The organism is Comamonas sp. B-9, from assembly GCF_000410635.1.
GTDB lineage: Bacteria > Pseudomonadota > Gammaproteobacteria > Burkholderiales > Burkholderiaceae_C > Comamonas.
Genome location: NZ_KE148606.1, coordinates 25900 through 41192 on the forward strand (window position 1 = coordinate 25900; position 15293 = coordinate 41192).

Sequence of the window (15293 nt, forward strand, 5' to 3'; positions counted from 1 at the left end):
TGCATTGACCACCGGTGCATCGGACTGCGTTTGCGCAGGCGCTGCAGCCGCGTACTTGGACTGGAACACCGTCACCTTCTGGCCAGCATTGAGCACATGCACGCCGGCAATCACCACCTGCTGCCCCGCCTGCAGACCGCTTTGGATCACGGCATCATTGCCGTCCATGCGCGCCACAGCCACTGCCTGGGGCTGCACGGTGGAGCTGACCGGGTCAAACACCCAGACCTGGCTGCTGCCGGCCTTGTCCCACAGCGCCGACAACGGCAGCTTGATCACATCGGCCGCCTTGTCGGCACTAGCGGGGCGCTCGGGCGGCAGCACGGTCACGGTGGCGCCCAGCTTGGGCAGCACATCATTGGGCGCTGCATCCAGCGAGGCCTTGACCTGGTAGGTTCGGGTGGCAGCATCGGCGCTGGCGGCCACTTCGCGGATATGGGCACCCAGCAACTGCTCCTCGGGCCAGACCTTGACCTGCACCGGCTGGCCGGGCTTGAGCTGGGCAATGCGGTCCTCGGGCACGGCAAACACGGCATCGCGCGCGCCATCCTTGGCCACACGCAGCACCGGCGTGCCGGCAGACACGACCTGGCCGGGCTCCACATTCACGGCGGTCACGACGCCCGCCACATCGGACACCAGGCGGGTATAGGCCGTCTGGTTGCTTTGGCTGGCCGCATTGGCCTTGGCCTGGTCGAGCTGGGCCTGGGCCGATTTCAGCGCTGCCGCATGGCGCTCCATCTCCGCGGCGCTGATGAAATTCTTGTCCCGCAATTCCTTGAAGCGGCGGTAGTTCGCCGCTTCCAAGTCACGCTGCGTGGTGGCGGCCTGCACCTGGGCCTGGGCGCCTTGCGCGGCCAGCGCGTAATCGGCGCCATCCAACTGCGCCAGCAACTGCCCGGGCTTGATGGCCTGGCCCAGCTCCACGTTGCGGCTGAGCACCTTGCCGGCCACCCGAAAGCCCAGCTGCGCCTCGGTGCGGGCGCGGATATCACCGGCAAACGCCGTCTGCGCCTGCAGCGGCGCCGCGCCCACCGTTTGCAGCTTGACCGCCCGGATCGGCTCGGGCGGGGATTCCTGGCGTGAACAGGCCGCCAAGGTGGCGATGGACAGCAGCAGCACTGCGGCACGCGCACTGGGCGCTCGAAGAGGTAGGAACATGGTGTGCATGCGGGCGGTGAGGCCAAGATGGCCCTGGCCCGGCAGATGAAAAAGAGGGGAACGCACCAAGGACCCTCAGCACAACACCCGGACGCGCGCTGTGCCGAAGACCCTTAATGACCAAACGGTCACTAATCTAGACAGTTCGCTCCCGGCTGTCAATGCTTGGCAGCCACACCCTGTGGGATGCGCTAGCATCGGCGCTGTGAAAGATTCCACGCCCTCCCCTTCTGCGCCTATCGGCTCGTCAACGCCCGCCGTGGCCACGCCCGTCACCCACTACGAGAATTTTCCGGTGGCCTCCTGGCTGTGCCCACCGGCGCTGCGCCCGCCCATTGCCGCCATCTACCACTTTGCGCGCACGGCCGATGACATTGCCGACGAGGGCGACGCCGATGCCCCCGCCCGCCTGGCCGAGCTGCAGGCCTACCGCGATGCGCTCGCCCATATCGCCCAGGGCAAACCGCCGCAGGAGCGCTGGCAGGCCGTGTTTGCGCCACTGCAGGCAGCCATCGTGCAGTGGCAGCTGCCGGTGGCGCTGCTCGATGATTTGATCAGCGCCTTTATGCAGGACATCGACAAGACCGCCCAAGGCGCGCGCTATGCCGACCGCAGCGAGCTGCTCGACTACTGCCGCCGCTCGGCCAACCCGGTGGGCCGCTTGCTGCTGCATCTGTATGGCGTGAACGATGCCCCGTCCCTCGCCCAGAGCGATGCCATCTGCAGCGCGCTGCAGCTGATCAACTTCTGGCAGGACCTGGGGGTGGATATTCCGCGCGGCCGCTACTACCTGAACGATGCCGACTGCCAGGCCGCCGGTATCACCACGGCCGCCATGCAGCAGCGCCAGGACAGCCCGGCGCTGCGCCAGCTGGTGATGCAGCAAGCCGCCTGGGCGCGCCGCCTGATGGAAGAAGGCGCGCCGCTGGTGCACCGCGTGCCCGGCCGCGCCGGCTGGGAGTTGCGCCTGGTGGTGCAAGGGGGTTTGCGCATTCTGGACAAGGTGGAAGCCCTGCAAGGCCAGAGCCTGTGGCAGCGCCGCACCATTGGCAAGGGCGATGTACCGCTGATGCTGTGGCGCGCCTGGCGCATGTGAGCCGCTATCCGCCCACAAAAAAAAGGCCGAATCCTGCGATCCGGCCTAAAGGGGTTATGGGAACCCCCGAGGAGAGTGTTTACGGGCCTTGGGGCCAGGCGGCTCAGTGCTCAGCCATCCTTTGCCCAAGTGGGGAATGTGTTTGACATGGTCTAGCCTTTCTTAACCCAGCTGCACGGGTACAAAAATCTTCTGGCCATTGCGCTCGATCAGCAGCGCCACCGACTTGTCGGACTGGGCGACCTGCTTGCGCAGATCCTCAATCCCTTTCACCGCCGCACCGTTGACGGACAGCACCACGTCACCGGGTTGCACGCCGGCGAGCGCCGCAGGCCCGGCCGCTTGCTCGACGATCAAGCCCTGCTGGCTGCCGCTGGCCTGCTTTTCCTGGGGCGTCAGCTCGCGCAGCGCCAGGCCCAGCTTGCCCTTGCCGACCTTGTCGTTGCCCGCCACCTGCTCGCCCTTGCTGACATTGCCGCCCAGGGTGGCTTGCAAGGTCGTGGCCTTGCCGCCGCGCCAGACCTGCAGTTCGGCTTGGCTGCCGGGGCGCGCCGTGGCAATGGCCGCAGGCAGGTCGTTGGACGAGACAATCGCCTGGCCGTTGTAGCCGGTGATCACATCGCCGGGCTGCAGGCCGGCCTTGTCGGCAGGGCCGCCCTTTTCCACACTGGCCACCAAGGCGCCTTCGGGCTTGGGCAGCTTGAAGGAATCGGCAAAGGCCTGGTTGACCTCCTGGATCACGACCCCCAGGCGCGCATGGTCGACCTTGCCGTGCGAGACGATCTGGTCCTTGATGTTGACCGCCAGGTCGATCGGGATCGCAAAGGACAGGCCCTGGTAGCCGCCGCTCTTGCTGTAGATCTGCGAGTTGATGCCGACCACCTCGCCCCGCGCATTGATCAGCGGGCCACCGGAATTGCCGGGGTTGATCGCCACATCGGTCTGGATAAAGGGCACCGAGCTGTCATCGGGCAGCGCGCGGCCCTTGGCACTGACGACACCGGCGGTCACCGAGTTCTCGAAGCCAAAGGGCGAGCCAATGGCCAGCACCCATTCGCCTTGCTGGATGGCCTTGGAGTCACCGATCTTGGCAACGGGCAAATCCTTGGCGTCGATCTTGATGACGGCGATATCGGTCTTGGGGTCCGAGCCCAGCACCTTGGCCTTGAACTCGCGCCGGTCGGTGAGCTTGACCGTCACCGTCTTGGCGCCCTTGACCACGTGGGCATTGGTCAGGATGGTGCCATCGGGGCTGATGATAAAGCCCGAGCCTTCGCCGGCCATCGGCACCTCTTGCGGCACCTGGCGGCCAAAGCCGCGCGGCATGCCTTGCTGGGGCACACCAAAGCCGAACTGGCGGAAGAACTGCAGCATCGGGTCATTGGGGTCGATCTGCTGGCCCCGGTTGGCCGAGGGTGCGGCATCGGCATCGTCGCCGTCGTCCTCATCGTCCGAGACCTTGCGCGTGCCGCGCACACTGATATTGACCACTGCAGGACCGGCCTGCTGGGTGATGGCGCTGAAATTGGGCAGGCTCACCATGGGCGCGGAAGCCGGCGCCGCTTGCGCCATGACCGCAGGCGCGCCCTGGGCATGGGCGCTCCACTGCACATGCTGCAGCGCAGAGGCACCCACGCCGCCCAACACCCCTGCCGTCAGCAAGGCAGCTACGAGTTTGCGCGAACCGAGTTGAAAAGAAGGAACAGACATTTTGTACTCCTGAATACCACTTGCATGAGGTCGATGGAGCTAATGTGCCTGCCCAGACTTAGAAGAAACTTAGACGCGCATCACTTTCGGCCTCAGGACTTTTGGTAGGGGAAATATGGCGGTGCCTCGCCAATGGCCAGCATATCGACCTCCAGCAATGCCAGCCCGGGTTGGCTCGCCAGCTGCGCCACCGCCTCTGCCAAGCCATGGGCCTGGCTGAGCTTGCGGTAGGCGATGCCGGCCGACTGGGCCAGCAGCGCAAAGTCCGGCGGCGCCAGATCGCCATAGACGCGCCGGCCGCCAAAATTGGCATCCTGCATGTGCTTGATGACGCCGTAACCGGCGTCATTCATGACGATGAACAGCATGTCCAGCCGCTCCTGCATGGCGGTCCAGAGCTCGCAAACATTCATCATGAAGCCGGCATCGCCACTCAGCACCACGGTCTTGGCGCCGCCTGCCGCAAAGGCCGCGCCGATGCCCAGCGGCAGGCCCTGGCCAATGCCGGCGCCCACCGGGTGCATGGCATCGCGGGGGCCATAGACCTCGAACAAACGGTTGCCCCAGGTGGAATTGGCCACAGTGATATCGCGCGCCCAGACGGCGTTGCGCGGCAGCTGGCGTCGGAGCTGCTCGGCAAAGCCGGCATAGGGCCCCAGCGTGGCGGCAAAGGCCTGGCGGGCACGCTGCTTCATACCGGCAAATTGCGCGCGGTAGCAGGGCTCGGCCTGGTAGCTGCCCAGCGCCACCACCAGGCGCTCGAGCACATCGCGGGCATCGCCACAGACAAACTGCGCGCAGTCGTAGCTGCGGCCTTCGGCGGCGGGGTCCAGGTCGATCTGCACCCGCAAGCCGGGCAAGGCCAGGCTTTGGTCCACAGTCTCCTGGCCCCGCAGGCGCGAGCCCACCACGAGCATCAGATCCACGGTCTTGTAGAAGTCAATCACCTCCGGCGCGCCGGTGCCGTTGAGGCCGCCCAGATTGCAAGGGTGGTCCTCGGGCACAATGCCGCGCCCGGCCCAGCTCGATGCCATGCCAAAGCCCCTGTCCAGCAGCTGCTGCAGCGCTGCGCCGCCATCGATGGCGCCGCGCCCCACCCAGAGCATGGGCCGCCGCGCAGCGCGCACGCGCTCGGCCAGCTGCGCAATGTCGGCATCGCTGGCCCGGGGGCGCGCGGGCAGGGGCGGCAGCGCCAGGCTTGTGCCCACATCGGCCTGCGGCATAGGCTGCTTTTGCACATCGATCGGAATCTCGATGCTGACCGGCCCCATCGGCGCCGTCAGCGCCTCGCTGGCTGCCTGCTGCAAGATGCGCAGCGCGTCTTCGGCCCGTTCAATGCGGTAGCTGGCCTTGCAGACCGATTGCAGCATGCCCAGCTGGTCGCGCACATTGTGGGTGGCGCCGGTATCGCGCCCCAAAAACTTGCGCGGCACCTGGCCGGTGATATGCAAAAGCGGGCTGGAGGCAAACGAGGCCTCCAGCAAGCCCGACACGGTATTGGCCGCGCCCGGCCCGGTGCTGGAGACCAGCACGCCCAGCTTGCCGCTGCGCCGGGCATAGCCATCGGCCATATGCGCCGCGCCCATCTCGCCGCGCGTCATTACCACACGGATGCCGCCCTGGCGCGCGATGCCGTCCATGATGGGGATGTTGTGCACGGAGATGATGCCAAAGACTAGCTCGGTACCGGTGGCATGCAGGAACTGGGCGACCAGGTCGCCGATATTGAAGGTGTGTGACATGGTGGTGTTACTGGCTGGCCTGAACGTCCGGGGCCAATTGCTTGAAGAAGGCGTAGTCACTGGCAATGCGTTTTTTCAGATCAGCGGTGCTGACCGGGTCGATCGCATAGCCCGAGCGCTCCATGTCGGCGACAAAGCGGGCATCGGCCAGGATTTTCTGGTTGGCCTGGGCCAGCGCCTCAACCACCTCGGGCGCGGTCTTGGCCGGTGCCAAGAGGCCAATCCAGCCCTCGAAATTGAAGTCGGGGTAGCCGGACTCGGCCATCGTCGGCGTCTGGGGCAGCTGCGGGTTGCGCTGCGGCGATGTCAGTGCCAGCGCGCGCACGCTGCCGCCCTGCACTTGCGTGACCGCCGTCGTGTTCAGGTCAAACAGGATGGAGACGCGGTTGGCCATCAGCTCGGCCATCGCCGGCGCATTGCCCTTGAAGGGCACATGCGTCATCGTGATGCCCGCGTACTTGGCCAGCAGCACACCCGAGAGGTGGTTGGACGAGCCATTGCCCGCCGAGGCATACGTCAGCTGGCCGGGATGGTCCTTGCCAAAGGCCAGCAGCTCCTGCAGCGACTTGAACGGCGACTGCGCGCCCACCAGCAGCACATTGGTGTACTTGACCACCGAGCCGACCGGCGAAAAATCGGCCACCGGGTCAAAGCTGGTGCTGGTCACCGCCGGCGTGATGCTGATCGTGGGGCTGGCGACAAAGTACAGGGTGTAGCCATTGGGCGCCGCGTTTTTGACCGCATTGGCGGCCAGGGTGCCGCTGGCGCCCGCCTTGTTCTCGACAATCACGCTCTGGCCCAGCAGCTCGGAGAGCTTTTGCCCGTACTGCCGCGCCACGATATCGACCGAGCCGCCCGGTGAATAACCCACCACCAGCTTGATGGGCTGCTGCGGATAGGCCTTGGGCTGGGCCTGCGCTGCAGCGCCCCACACCCCCAACAGCGCTGCGCTGAGCGCGATGCTCCACGGGTTCATGCCAGTCTCCTAAAGGTTCTTGTGCGCTCCTTTATCCCTTAGGTACCGATAGCCCCCTCCCCCTGCTAACCCTAGAAGTTCGCAGATTGAATAAGCTGATATTTACAACGAATCAGTTTGTGCCGTGTGGGCTTAGAAAATCACCCGCACCCGCAGGCCACCCAAGCTGGGAGACGCATCCAGAACCAGCTGCGCACCGTGCTGGCGTGCCACCGCGCTGACAATGGCCAGCCCCAGCCCGCTGCCATGCGCAGCGGTGCCGGGCACGCGGTAGAAGCGGTCCAGCACCCGCTCGCGCTCTTCGGGGGCGATACCGGGCCCGCTGTCTTCAACGCTGAGCACACGCTGGCCTTCGGCATCGGCGTACCAGCGGCACAGTACCTGGCCACCTGCGGGGGTGTAGCGCAGCGCGTTTTCCAGCAGATTGCGCAGCAGCAGGCCCAGCGCATCGGCCTGGCCCTGCACGGGCTCCAGGGTGTCGTCCAGTTGGTGCTGCAAGGTCAAGCCGGCCTGCTGGGCCAGCGGCTGCAGCTCATCGACCGCCATCTCGCACAGCGCAGCCACCGCAACCGGCTGCGCAGGCGCTGCCTGCATCTGCCCGGCCTCCTGGCGGGCCAGGTGCAGCAGCTGCTCGACCATGCGCGTGGCCCGGTCAATGCCTGCCATCACCCGCTCGCTGGCCACACGGCGCGCGGCATCATCGGGCGCGCGGGCCAGGCCTTGCACCTGCAGCCGCAGCGCCGCCAGCGGTGTACGCAGCTCATGGGCGGCGTCGCCCACAAAGCGCTGCAGCGCATCAAAGGCCGCCTGCAAGCGCGCCAGCAGCAGGTTCATCTCCTGCACCAGGGGCTGCACTTCCAACGGCAGATCGGCATCGGCCAGCGGAGACAAATCATCGGCCTGGCGCGCCGCCAGCTGCTCGCGGGTGCGCGCCAACGGCGCCAAGGTGTGGGCCACCACCCACCACACCACCAACATGATCAGTGGGGCCAGCAGCAGCACCGGCACGATGGAGCGCAGGGCCACATTGCCGGCCATCTGGCCGCGCGATGCCGCCTCTTGCGCCACCTGGATCACCTGGGTCGGCGTCTGCAGCGCATAGATGCGAAAGGCCACGCCGTGCGCCCGCGCATCGCTGAAACCCAGCACGGCAACCTGGGGCAGCAGGCGCGAGTTACTGGAGCGGTAGAGCATGATGCCGTCGGCGCGCCAGATCTGCACGATCATGTCCTGCGCCTTGGCCTGCGGATCGGCCAGCGCATCAGACGCAACTTCGGACGCCAAGCCCGCCGACAGCGCCAGCGCAATGCGCTGCATCTGCACATCGAACAGCGCCTCGGTCTCCGCCCGCGCCGTGCGGTAGATGCTGACAGCCTGCAGGCCCGCGGCCACCACCACCACAGCCAGCAGCGCCCAGATGAGCCGCGCGCGCAGCGAAAAAGGCCGCCCGGCCCACAGCGCATGGCTCAAGGTGCCACCCCGCTTGGCAGCGACTCGACCGGCACCAGGTAGCCCAGGCCGCGCACATTCTGGATCAGATCGGCGCCCAGCTTTTTGCGCACGCCGTGGATATAGACCTCGACGGCATTGCTGCTGATGTCATCGCGCCAGGAGTAGAGCTTTTCTTCCAGCTGCGCGCGGGAGAGCACGCGGCCGGGCCGGGCGATCAAGGGCTCGAGCACCGCCCATTCGCGGGCCGACAGCTGCACCGGCTGGCCGGCCACAAAGGCCTCGCGCGACGCGGGCACCAGGCGCACCTGGCCCCAGCAGTACTCGGGTTCGGCCCGGCCGCTGGCACGGCGCAGCAGCGCCCGGATACGCGCCAGCAGCTCATCGAGGTCATAGGGTTTGATGATGTAGTCGTCGGCACCGGCATCGAGCCCCGCCACCCGCTCGGCAATGGCATCACGCGCGGTGGCCACCAGCACCGGAATGCGCACCTGGCGCGCGCGCATCTCGCGCAGCACCTGCAGCCCGTCCACCTTGGGCAGGCCCAGGTCCAGCAGCACCAGGTCGTAGCCGGCCGTCGCCAGCGCCGTCTGCGCCATCGCCCCGTCTTTGACCCAATCGACCGCCCAGGATTCGGCACGCAGTGCATCGAGCACCACTTCGCCAATCATCTGATCATCTTCTACCAGGAGTATGCGCATGCCAGCATTATGCAAGCGGCCCGTCACGCGATGGCTCACAGACCCAGAAGGAAAACGGGCTGAACCCCTCAATGGTGTTCAGCCCGTACCCGCTAGATCCACGACAGAAAGATCCGCCACAGGCACCCCGTCAATCGTGGTGCCTGCAGCGTCCCTCCGCACATGCCGCCGTCAGTGTGGAAACCCGGACTTGTTGTTGGCTTTGGTCCTGGTGCCCGGGCGGCATGTATCTCCCCTTGTGCTCAATGGCGACCGCGATTATATGGAGGGCGACATGTCAATACCCAACAACTATTGCAACAAAAGACTTCGATACGCCCTCCCGTCGACCGACGCCTGCATGCCATAACACCAAAGATCTTTGAATTTATTTATATTTTTTCCTTTGATCAGCAGCCCCAGTCACCCCAGCAGGCATTGTCAACAAAGCTGTGCAAGCGCTCACCCCCGCCATCGGGGCAGTGCAGCCCGGTTTGCGCGGTCATGCAGAGGAGCCTGGCAAGGCGCCGTGATGACTTGCATCTCTGTCGCTGGGGTAATCCTCCCGGGCCTCCGGCCCATGGGACAATACGGCGCTTATGACCACGCCCCAGCAGTATGTTCAAAACAAGGCCGCAGCCTCAGGCAGCAGCTTTTACTATGCCTTTCTCTTCCTGCCTAAAGACCGGCGTGCAGCGATCACCGCCTTCTACGCCTTTTGCAGAGAGGTCGACGATGTCGTCGACGAGGTGAGCGACCCGGGCGTGGCGGCCACCAAGCTGGCCTGGTGGCAGAGCGAAGTGCGCAAGAGCTTTGCCGGCCAGCCCAGCCACCCGGTGATGCAGGCGCTGATGCCCCATGCCAGCGCCTTTTCCATCCAGGCCGAGCACCTGCTGGCGGTGATCGAGGGCTGCCAGATGGACCTGGAGCAAACCCGCTATCTGGATTTTCCCGGCCTGCAGCGCTACTGCCATCTGGTGGCAGGCGTGGTGGGCGAGGTGGCGGCCCGCATCTTTGGCCAGACCAGCCCGCAAACCACGCAGTACGCCCACAAGCTGGGCCTGGCGTTCCAGCTCACCAACATCATCCGCGATGTGGGCGAGGACGCGATGCGCGGCCGCATCTACCTGCCCGTCAATGAGCTCCAGCAGTTCGATGTCAAGGCGCATGAGATTCTCAACCGCAAGTACTCGGAGCGCTTCGAGGCGCTGATGCGCTTTCAGGCCCAGCGCGCCCACCAGCTCTATGACGAGGCGCTGGCCCTGCTGCCGCAGGCCGATTACCGCGCCCAGAAGCCCGGCCTGATGATGGCCAGCATCTACCGCACCTTGCTGCGCGAGATCGAGCAGGACAAGTTCCAGGTGCTGCACCAGCGCGTGAGCCTGACCCCTCTGCGCAAGCTCTGGCTGGCCTGGCGCATGCAAGCACTGGGCCGCATGTAACGTGGCCCGCAGCCAACGTATCGCCGTGATCGGCGGCGGCTGGGCCGGCATGGCCGCCGCCGTTGAGCTCGCCGCAGTCAGTGCCCACCAGGTCACGGTCTGGGAATCCTCCGCCCACTGGGGCGGCCGCGCGCGCGGCCTGGCCTTGGCCCTGCCCGGCGGCGATGAGATCACGGTCGACAACGGCCAGCATATTCTGATTGGCGCCTACACCGCCTGCCGCGCGCTGATGGAGCGGGTGGGGGTCAGCACCGATGCCTCCTTCATCAAACGGCCGCTGGCCATGCGCTATCCCGACGGCCGGGGCATCCGCTTTCCCGACAGCGCGCCGCCCTGGGATGCGCTGATCGGCATTGCCACGGCCAGGGGCTGGTCACTGGTCGAACGCCTGCAACTGCTGCGCCGCGCTGCCGCCTGGCAACGCCAGGGCTTTCGCTGCGCACCGCAGGCCAGCGTGGCCGATCTCTGCGCCGGTCTGCCCCAGCGCCTGCTGGCGGAGTTTTTTGACCCGCTGTGCATCTCGGCGCTGAACACGCCCCTGCACCAGGCCAGCGGCCAGGTCTTTCTGCGCGTGCTGCAAGACAGCCTGTTTGCCACCCACAAAGGCTCGCATTTCTGGCTGCCGCTGGTGGATCTGGGCCGGCTCTTCCCCGATGCCGCCGCCAGCTGGCTGCAAGCCCGGGGCCACGACTGCCACCTGAGCGGGCGGGTGCAGCAGCTGGCCAGGTCCGAGTCCGGCTGGCGGGTCAACGGACAGCGCTATGACCAGGTGCTGCTGGCCTGCCCGGCATGGGAGGCCGCGCGTCTGGTGCAAGCGGCCTTTGCAGATTCATCAGCGCCCGAGCAGGCAGAGGCCCAGGCCTGGGCGGACGACGCCCAGCGCCTGGCACACACCGCCATTGCCACCGTCTACGCCTGGAACCCGGCCCCCAACGCCCAAGGCCACAGCCTGGCCGCGCCCTGGCTGGCGCTGGAGAGCAGCCCCCAGCAGCCCGCGCAGTTTGTGTTTGACCGCGCCCAGCTGGGCGACCCGGCGGGCCTCTTGGCCTTTGTCATCAGTACTAGCGAGGGCGACCGCGCCGAGATCGAGCAGCAGGTCATCGCCCAGGCGCAGGCCCAGTTGGGCCTGGCCTTGCAGCCCCTCAAAACCATTGTGGAAAAGCGCGCCACCTTTGCCTGTACGCCTGGGCTGCAGCGCCCCGGCATGCTGATTGCACCCGGCCTGCTGGCCTGCGGCGACTATATCGACGGGCCCTACCCCGCGACCTTGGAAGGCGCGGTGCGCAGCGGCATCGCTGCCGCCCACGCGCTGGCCTGACCCTTCCTCAAGCAGCGCCTTCTGGCTGGCGCCAGGGAGCGCCCTGCGCAAAATGCGCCATCACCCAGTCGCGCCAGGCGCTGGATGCGGCACTGCGCCACTGGCTGGAAGGCCGCACCAGGTAGATGCCGGCATCGGCCTGCAGCTGCCACTGCGGCAGCACCTCCTGCAGATGGCCCGCTGCCACCTCGGGGCCCAGCAACCAGTCGCCACCCGCAATGATGCCCAGCCCTTGGCGCGCTGCCACCAGCAAGGCCTCGTTGTCATTGCTCACCATGCTGGCGCGGATGCTGACCGTGCAGGATTCCCCCACGCGCGAGAACTGCCACTGCGGGTAGCTGCGCAGCCCGGTAAAACCCAGGCAGCGGTGGCTGGCCAGGTCCTGCGGCGTTTGCGGCCAGCCTTGCGCGGCCAGGTAGCTGGGCGCGGCACAGACCAGGCGCCGGTGGTCACACAGCCGGGTCGCCACCAGGCTGCTGTCGGCCAGCGAGCCGATACGGATCGCCGCATCAAAACGCTCGCCGATGATGTCGACAAAGCGCTCGGCATACTCCACATCCAGCACCACCTGCGGATGGGCTTTGGCAAACCCCGCCACCATGGGGCTGAGCCAGCGCCGCCCCATGCTGGCCGGTAGCGACAGCCGCAGCGATCCGCGCACAACCGCGGCGGCCTCGCTGGCCTGGCGCTGGGCCTGGTCCAGCAAGGCCAGGGCCTCGCGCACCTGGGCCACAAAATGCTGGCCCTCGCTGGTAAACCGCAGTTGGCGCGTGGACCGCTCCAGCAACCGAATCCCCAGCCGCGCCTCCAGCGCACTCAGCCGGCGCGACAGCACCGTCGGGTGGCGCTGCAACTGCGCGGCCGCAGCGACAAACGAGCCGGCATCGAACACCGCCAGCAAGGCGCTGAGTTCATCGGCGTGTTGGCTGTCGAGCAGGGGCATGGTCGCTGGCGGAGTGGTTGGTGTCCGCACTATAGGCGAAGACGCGGTGAACGAGGCGCAACGCCGTCATCGCAGCCCTCGCATTGCATCAAGGGATCAGCGCAGCCCCCCTTGGTCTGCCCAGGCCAGCTAACTTTGCTGGTACAGCTCACTCAGGATGTATTCCACTCGCCCCCTCCCTTCTGCTCAATGTCGCTTGCCGGTGACCACGGAGGTCGTGGCGGATCTCGAATTTTTGAGCCGCTTATTGATTGCTGACCGCTTATAAAAATTAAAGATTTTTATTCCCAAACCCCAAAAGCATATTAATTTAAATTAAATCGACTACTATTAAATAGAAAATTATAACGAAATTAACTAAAAACGAAAGGCAATAGAAAATCACAAATATTTTTCCACTGCCTTCTTTGAAGAAGATTTTGTATTCATTCTCATAAATCAATCACATTTGCATTGCAATAGCAAAAATGATCCAAATTAAGTTACTTTCCATATCTAAAATGTCAATAGAAATACCAAAGAATAATGTCAAATGAAATACAATTAAGAAAACTCCAACAGACATTCTCATTTAACAAATCAATATTCAATACATCAATAGAAGGACGAGCAGATAAGATTAATCACGGGCATTTATTAGCACTACAACTCGCAATTGCAAAAAATCTAAATTTTAGTAGACTTTTCAATAAAATCTTCGCAAATCATTTCGAATGAATATATAAAAAACCAAAATGCATGGGAAAACATAAAAATCATAAATATTTTTTATTTCCATTTTTATAATAAATTTTAAAACCATGCTCATATATTAGACAAAGCAGCATCACAACTTGAAAAATGTTACCGATAATATTGTATTGGTGGCTATAAATATTCAAAGAACCATATAACAAGAAGAATAGAAAATTAATACTGGGAAAATTTTCATTTCGCAGCCTCCAGCTCGCATTGCCATGATGCGATCAATGTTCACAATTTTCATTTATTTATATATAATATTTGGCTCTAAAGTATAAAAAATATTTCCATTTAAATCAAATACTTGATATGCAATAGGTGATTATTACGAATGTTAGTGCAAAAGGCAGGCAATAGAAAATCATAAATATTTTCTTGTAACCTTTTTTGAGGAAGATTTTGTAGCCGTGCTCATAAAGTAAGCAAAATTGCATCATGGTAAGAAAAATTACTCCAATTATTCTTTCTCTAAATTCAGGAATGTGCACATATATGAAAAGCATGCTATTAAATTGATAAATATTGCATAGATTTTCATTTTATCGCTTCCCGCTATATTGGTTTATTGAGAGAATCGAAGCGTTCCTGTTGATAAATTTAAGTCACTTGACAAGATGACAGAATAGGTTGCAAGTGAAGTTGCTGCTACCTATTTCCCGATGGCTTGTTGAATTTCTCAAATAGCCGCTGATGTTATTTCTGAAGTCGGTGGATAGTTACATGCATACCCAGCTTGGATGTGATTTTTTTGGGATATAAGTCGCATGTCATGAGCGTAATTTTTGTCTGTAGATGATGTTTTTAAATTTCCTAATTAACAATATTCCATGGACTGATGCTGAGAAAATAGAAAATAATGCGATGAATAGACTGTAATAAATCTCATTGGGATCTAATATGTAAACTGATTCTTTGGGATTTTTGGGGTTAAATCTTATTTCAATTATTTTTTTGTATTTTTTTTGCGCTATTAATTCTAATGCTTGTTTGGAGTCAATTTCAGCTTCATTAAGCATTTTTGAGTTTATTTTAGAGTTTGTATAATCTGCGCCATCTACCACGTAGTTATACTGAATTTCTAAGATATTCTTATCGATTGCCAGTTTTTGTATATAAGCGCTATTTGAATTCCAGTGATAAATTTTTCTATGATAATTCAATTCTCTAAAAGAAAAATTTAACAGGAGAAGTGTTGAAAATGATCCTATTAGGAAAATTACTATGCCTGTGATGTTATTAGGCCAAAGGAGTTCCGTGATGAGATCAACTTGATATCTATGTTTATTCACATTTAGACTCGCATGTGAGGCAAGGTAGTTCAGTTTGATTGCCTAGTTGCGCTCCAGCAGCACCTTGGCCAATCGACTTTGCTGATAAATTTGAACGTAATGTGTCCTTTAGAGCCGCATCAAAAACTAGCTGAGGCATTGGTTGGTCATCATACGGTCTGACCCCCATCCATCCTTTTGGTGGATTCCAAGGCATTTTATTTATAAATGTTCCTCCCACAGAACCGCCAGCGGCACCCATTGCTCCGTTAATAATTGCGCTTTGCATATTTATGGATTCATTATTAATGATTCCACCGCTGACATACTGACCGACTCCCGCCACACCGCCTACCCCCATGGCACCTATGACACTTGCACCGACAAATGGCATTGCCGCGCCTCCAGCTGCTCCCCATAAAATTCCATTAATAATATCTTTTTGATTAACGTTGCACTTTTTATCTATAAATTTCTGTTTTATGTAACTTGCCGCTCCACCAGTTCCAGCTCCAATGGCTGTTAAATACGCGATGACGATCAATGGTGGAATTAGTCCTGTAGGGTCATAAACCTCAATGGGGTTATTCAATGAGTAGTTATATGTGTTTGGACCGCTGCTCAGGCCAATCGGATCCTTATTTATATAAACTCCTAACCATGAATCATAATACCGATACCGGTTGTAATAAAGCCCCGTATCCCCATCCGCATGCTGCCCCGGCAGCCTAATCGGCTGGGACAGCCCGCTGGGGGTATGCTCCACC

General features: G+C 61.2%; 12 protein-coding genes. 3 read left to right on the forward strand and 9 right to left on the reverse strand.

The genetic code is table 11. The features are described from left to right. A partial coding sequence (locus H928_RS32910) for an efflux RND transporter periplasmic adaptor subunit (RefSeq protein ID WP_204366322.1) occupies positions 1–1161 on the reverse strand: 1161 nt, incomplete at its 3' end. 205 nt (positions 1162–1366) lie between these two features. On the opposite strand from H928_RS32910, the gene hpnC reads away from it, so the two are divergent. Beyond that, a complete protein-coding gene (gene hpnC, locus H928_RS0116170; protein WP_021027446.1) occupies positions 1367–2257 on the forward strand; it encodes a squalene synthase HpnC in 891 nt (296 codons plus the stop codon). Positions 2258–2419: 162 nt separating this feature from the next. Here hpnC and H928_RS0116175 read toward each other — a convergent pair whose 3' ends face one another. The 5 genes from H928_RS0116175 to H928_RS0116195 all read right to left on the reverse strand — a co-directional run bounded on the left by H928_RS0116175 (position 2420) and on the right by H928_RS0116195 (position 8835). Further along, a complete protein-coding gene (locus H928_RS0116175; protein WP_021027447.1) occupies positions 2420–3967 on the reverse strand; it encodes a DegQ family serine endoprotease in 1548 nt (515 codons plus the stop codon). Positions 3968–4059: 92 nt separating this feature from the next. Then, positions 4060–5709 carry a thiamine pyrophosphate-binding protein gene (locus H928_RS0116180; RefSeq protein ID WP_021027448.1) on the reverse strand — a complete coding sequence of 550 codons (1650 nt, stop codon included), beginning with the start codon at positions 5707–5709 and terminating at the stop codon, positions 4060–4062. A gap of 7 nt (positions 5710–5716) precedes the next feature. Further along, a complete protein-coding gene (locus H928_RS0116185; RefSeq protein ID WP_021027449.1) occupies positions 5717–6685 on the reverse strand; it encodes a tripartite tricarboxylate transporter substrate binding protein in 969 nt (322 codons plus the stop codon). 132 nt (positions 6686–6817) lie between these two features. Then, complete coding sequence (locus tag H928_RS0116190; protein ID WP_021027450.1) at positions 6818–8155, reverse strand: ATP-binding protein; 1338 nt, start codon at positions 8153–8155, stop codon at positions 6818–6820. Further along, positions 8152–8835, reverse strand: coding sequence for a response regulator (locus tag H928_RS0116195; RefSeq protein ID WP_021027451.1), 684 nt, complete (start codon positions 8833–8835; stop codon positions 8152–8154). Before H928_RS0116195 ends, H928_RS0116190 begins: the two co-directional genes overlap by 4 nt. A 578-nt stretch (positions 8836–9413) precedes the next feature. On the opposite strand from H928_RS0116195, the gene hpnD reads away from it, so the two are divergent. Both hpnD and hpnE read left to right on the forward strand, forming a co-directional pair. Then, positions 9414–10256 (forward strand): presqualene diphosphate synthase HpnD, encoded by an 843-nt coding sequence (hpnD, locus tag H928_RS0116205; protein ID WP_021027453.1) that lies wholly within the window; start codon positions 9414–9416, stop codon positions 10254–10256. Between the two features lies 1 nt (position 10257). Beyond that, positions 10258–11574 (forward strand): hydroxysqualene dehydroxylase HpnE, encoded by a 1317-nt coding sequence (gene hpnE, locus H928_RS0116210; protein ID WP_021027454.1) that lies wholly within the window; start codon positions 10258–10260, stop codon positions 11572–11574. 7 nt (positions 11575–11581) lie between these two features. Here hpnE and H928_RS0116215 read toward each other — a convergent pair whose 3' ends face one another. The 3 genes from H928_RS0116215 to H928_RS33990 all read right to left on the reverse strand — a co-directional run. Next, positions 11582–12517 (reverse strand): LysR family transcriptional regulator, encoded by a 936-nt coding sequence (locus H928_RS0116215; RefSeq protein ID WP_021027455.1) that lies wholly within the window; start codon positions 12515–12517, stop codon positions 11582–11584. Positions 12518–14025: 1508 nt separating this feature from the next. Continuing rightward, positions 14026–14547 (reverse strand): hypothetical protein, encoded by a 522-nt coding sequence (locus tag H928_RS31685; RefSeq protein WP_148293199.1) that lies wholly within the window; start codon positions 14545–14547, stop codon positions 14026–14028. Further along, positions 14540–15293: RHS repeat-associated core domain-containing protein (locus H928_RS33990; protein WP_148293200.1), on the reverse strand; the 754-nt coding region annotated here is incomplete at its 5' end. The genes H928_RS31685 and H928_RS33990, both read right to left, overlap by 8 nt.

Coding starts and splice junctions, on each gene's coding strand:
- H928_RS0116180 (WP_021027448.1), bottom strand. CDS start 5,709: ATGTCACACACCTTCAATATCGGCGACCTGGTCGCCCAGTTCCTGCAT.
- H928_RS0116215 (WP_021027455.1), bottom strand. CDS start 12,517: ATGCCCCTGCTCGACAGCCAACACGCCGATGAACTCAGCGCCTTGCTG.
- hpnD (WP_021027453.1), top strand. CDS start 9,414: ATGACCACGCCCCAGCAGTATGTTCAAAACAAGGCCGCAGCCTCAGGC.
- H928_RS0116195 (WP_021027451.1), bottom strand. CDS start 8,835: ATGCGCATACTCCTGGTAGAAGATGATCAGATGATTGGCGAAGTGGTG.
- H928_RS0116175 (WP_021027447.1), bottom strand. CDS start 3,967: ATGTCTGTTCCTTCTTTTCAACTCGGTTCGCGCAAACTCGTAGCTGCC.
- H928_RS0116185 (WP_021027449.1), bottom strand. CDS start 6,685: ATGAACCCGTGGAGCATCGCGCTCAGCGCAGCGCTGTTGGGGGTGTGG.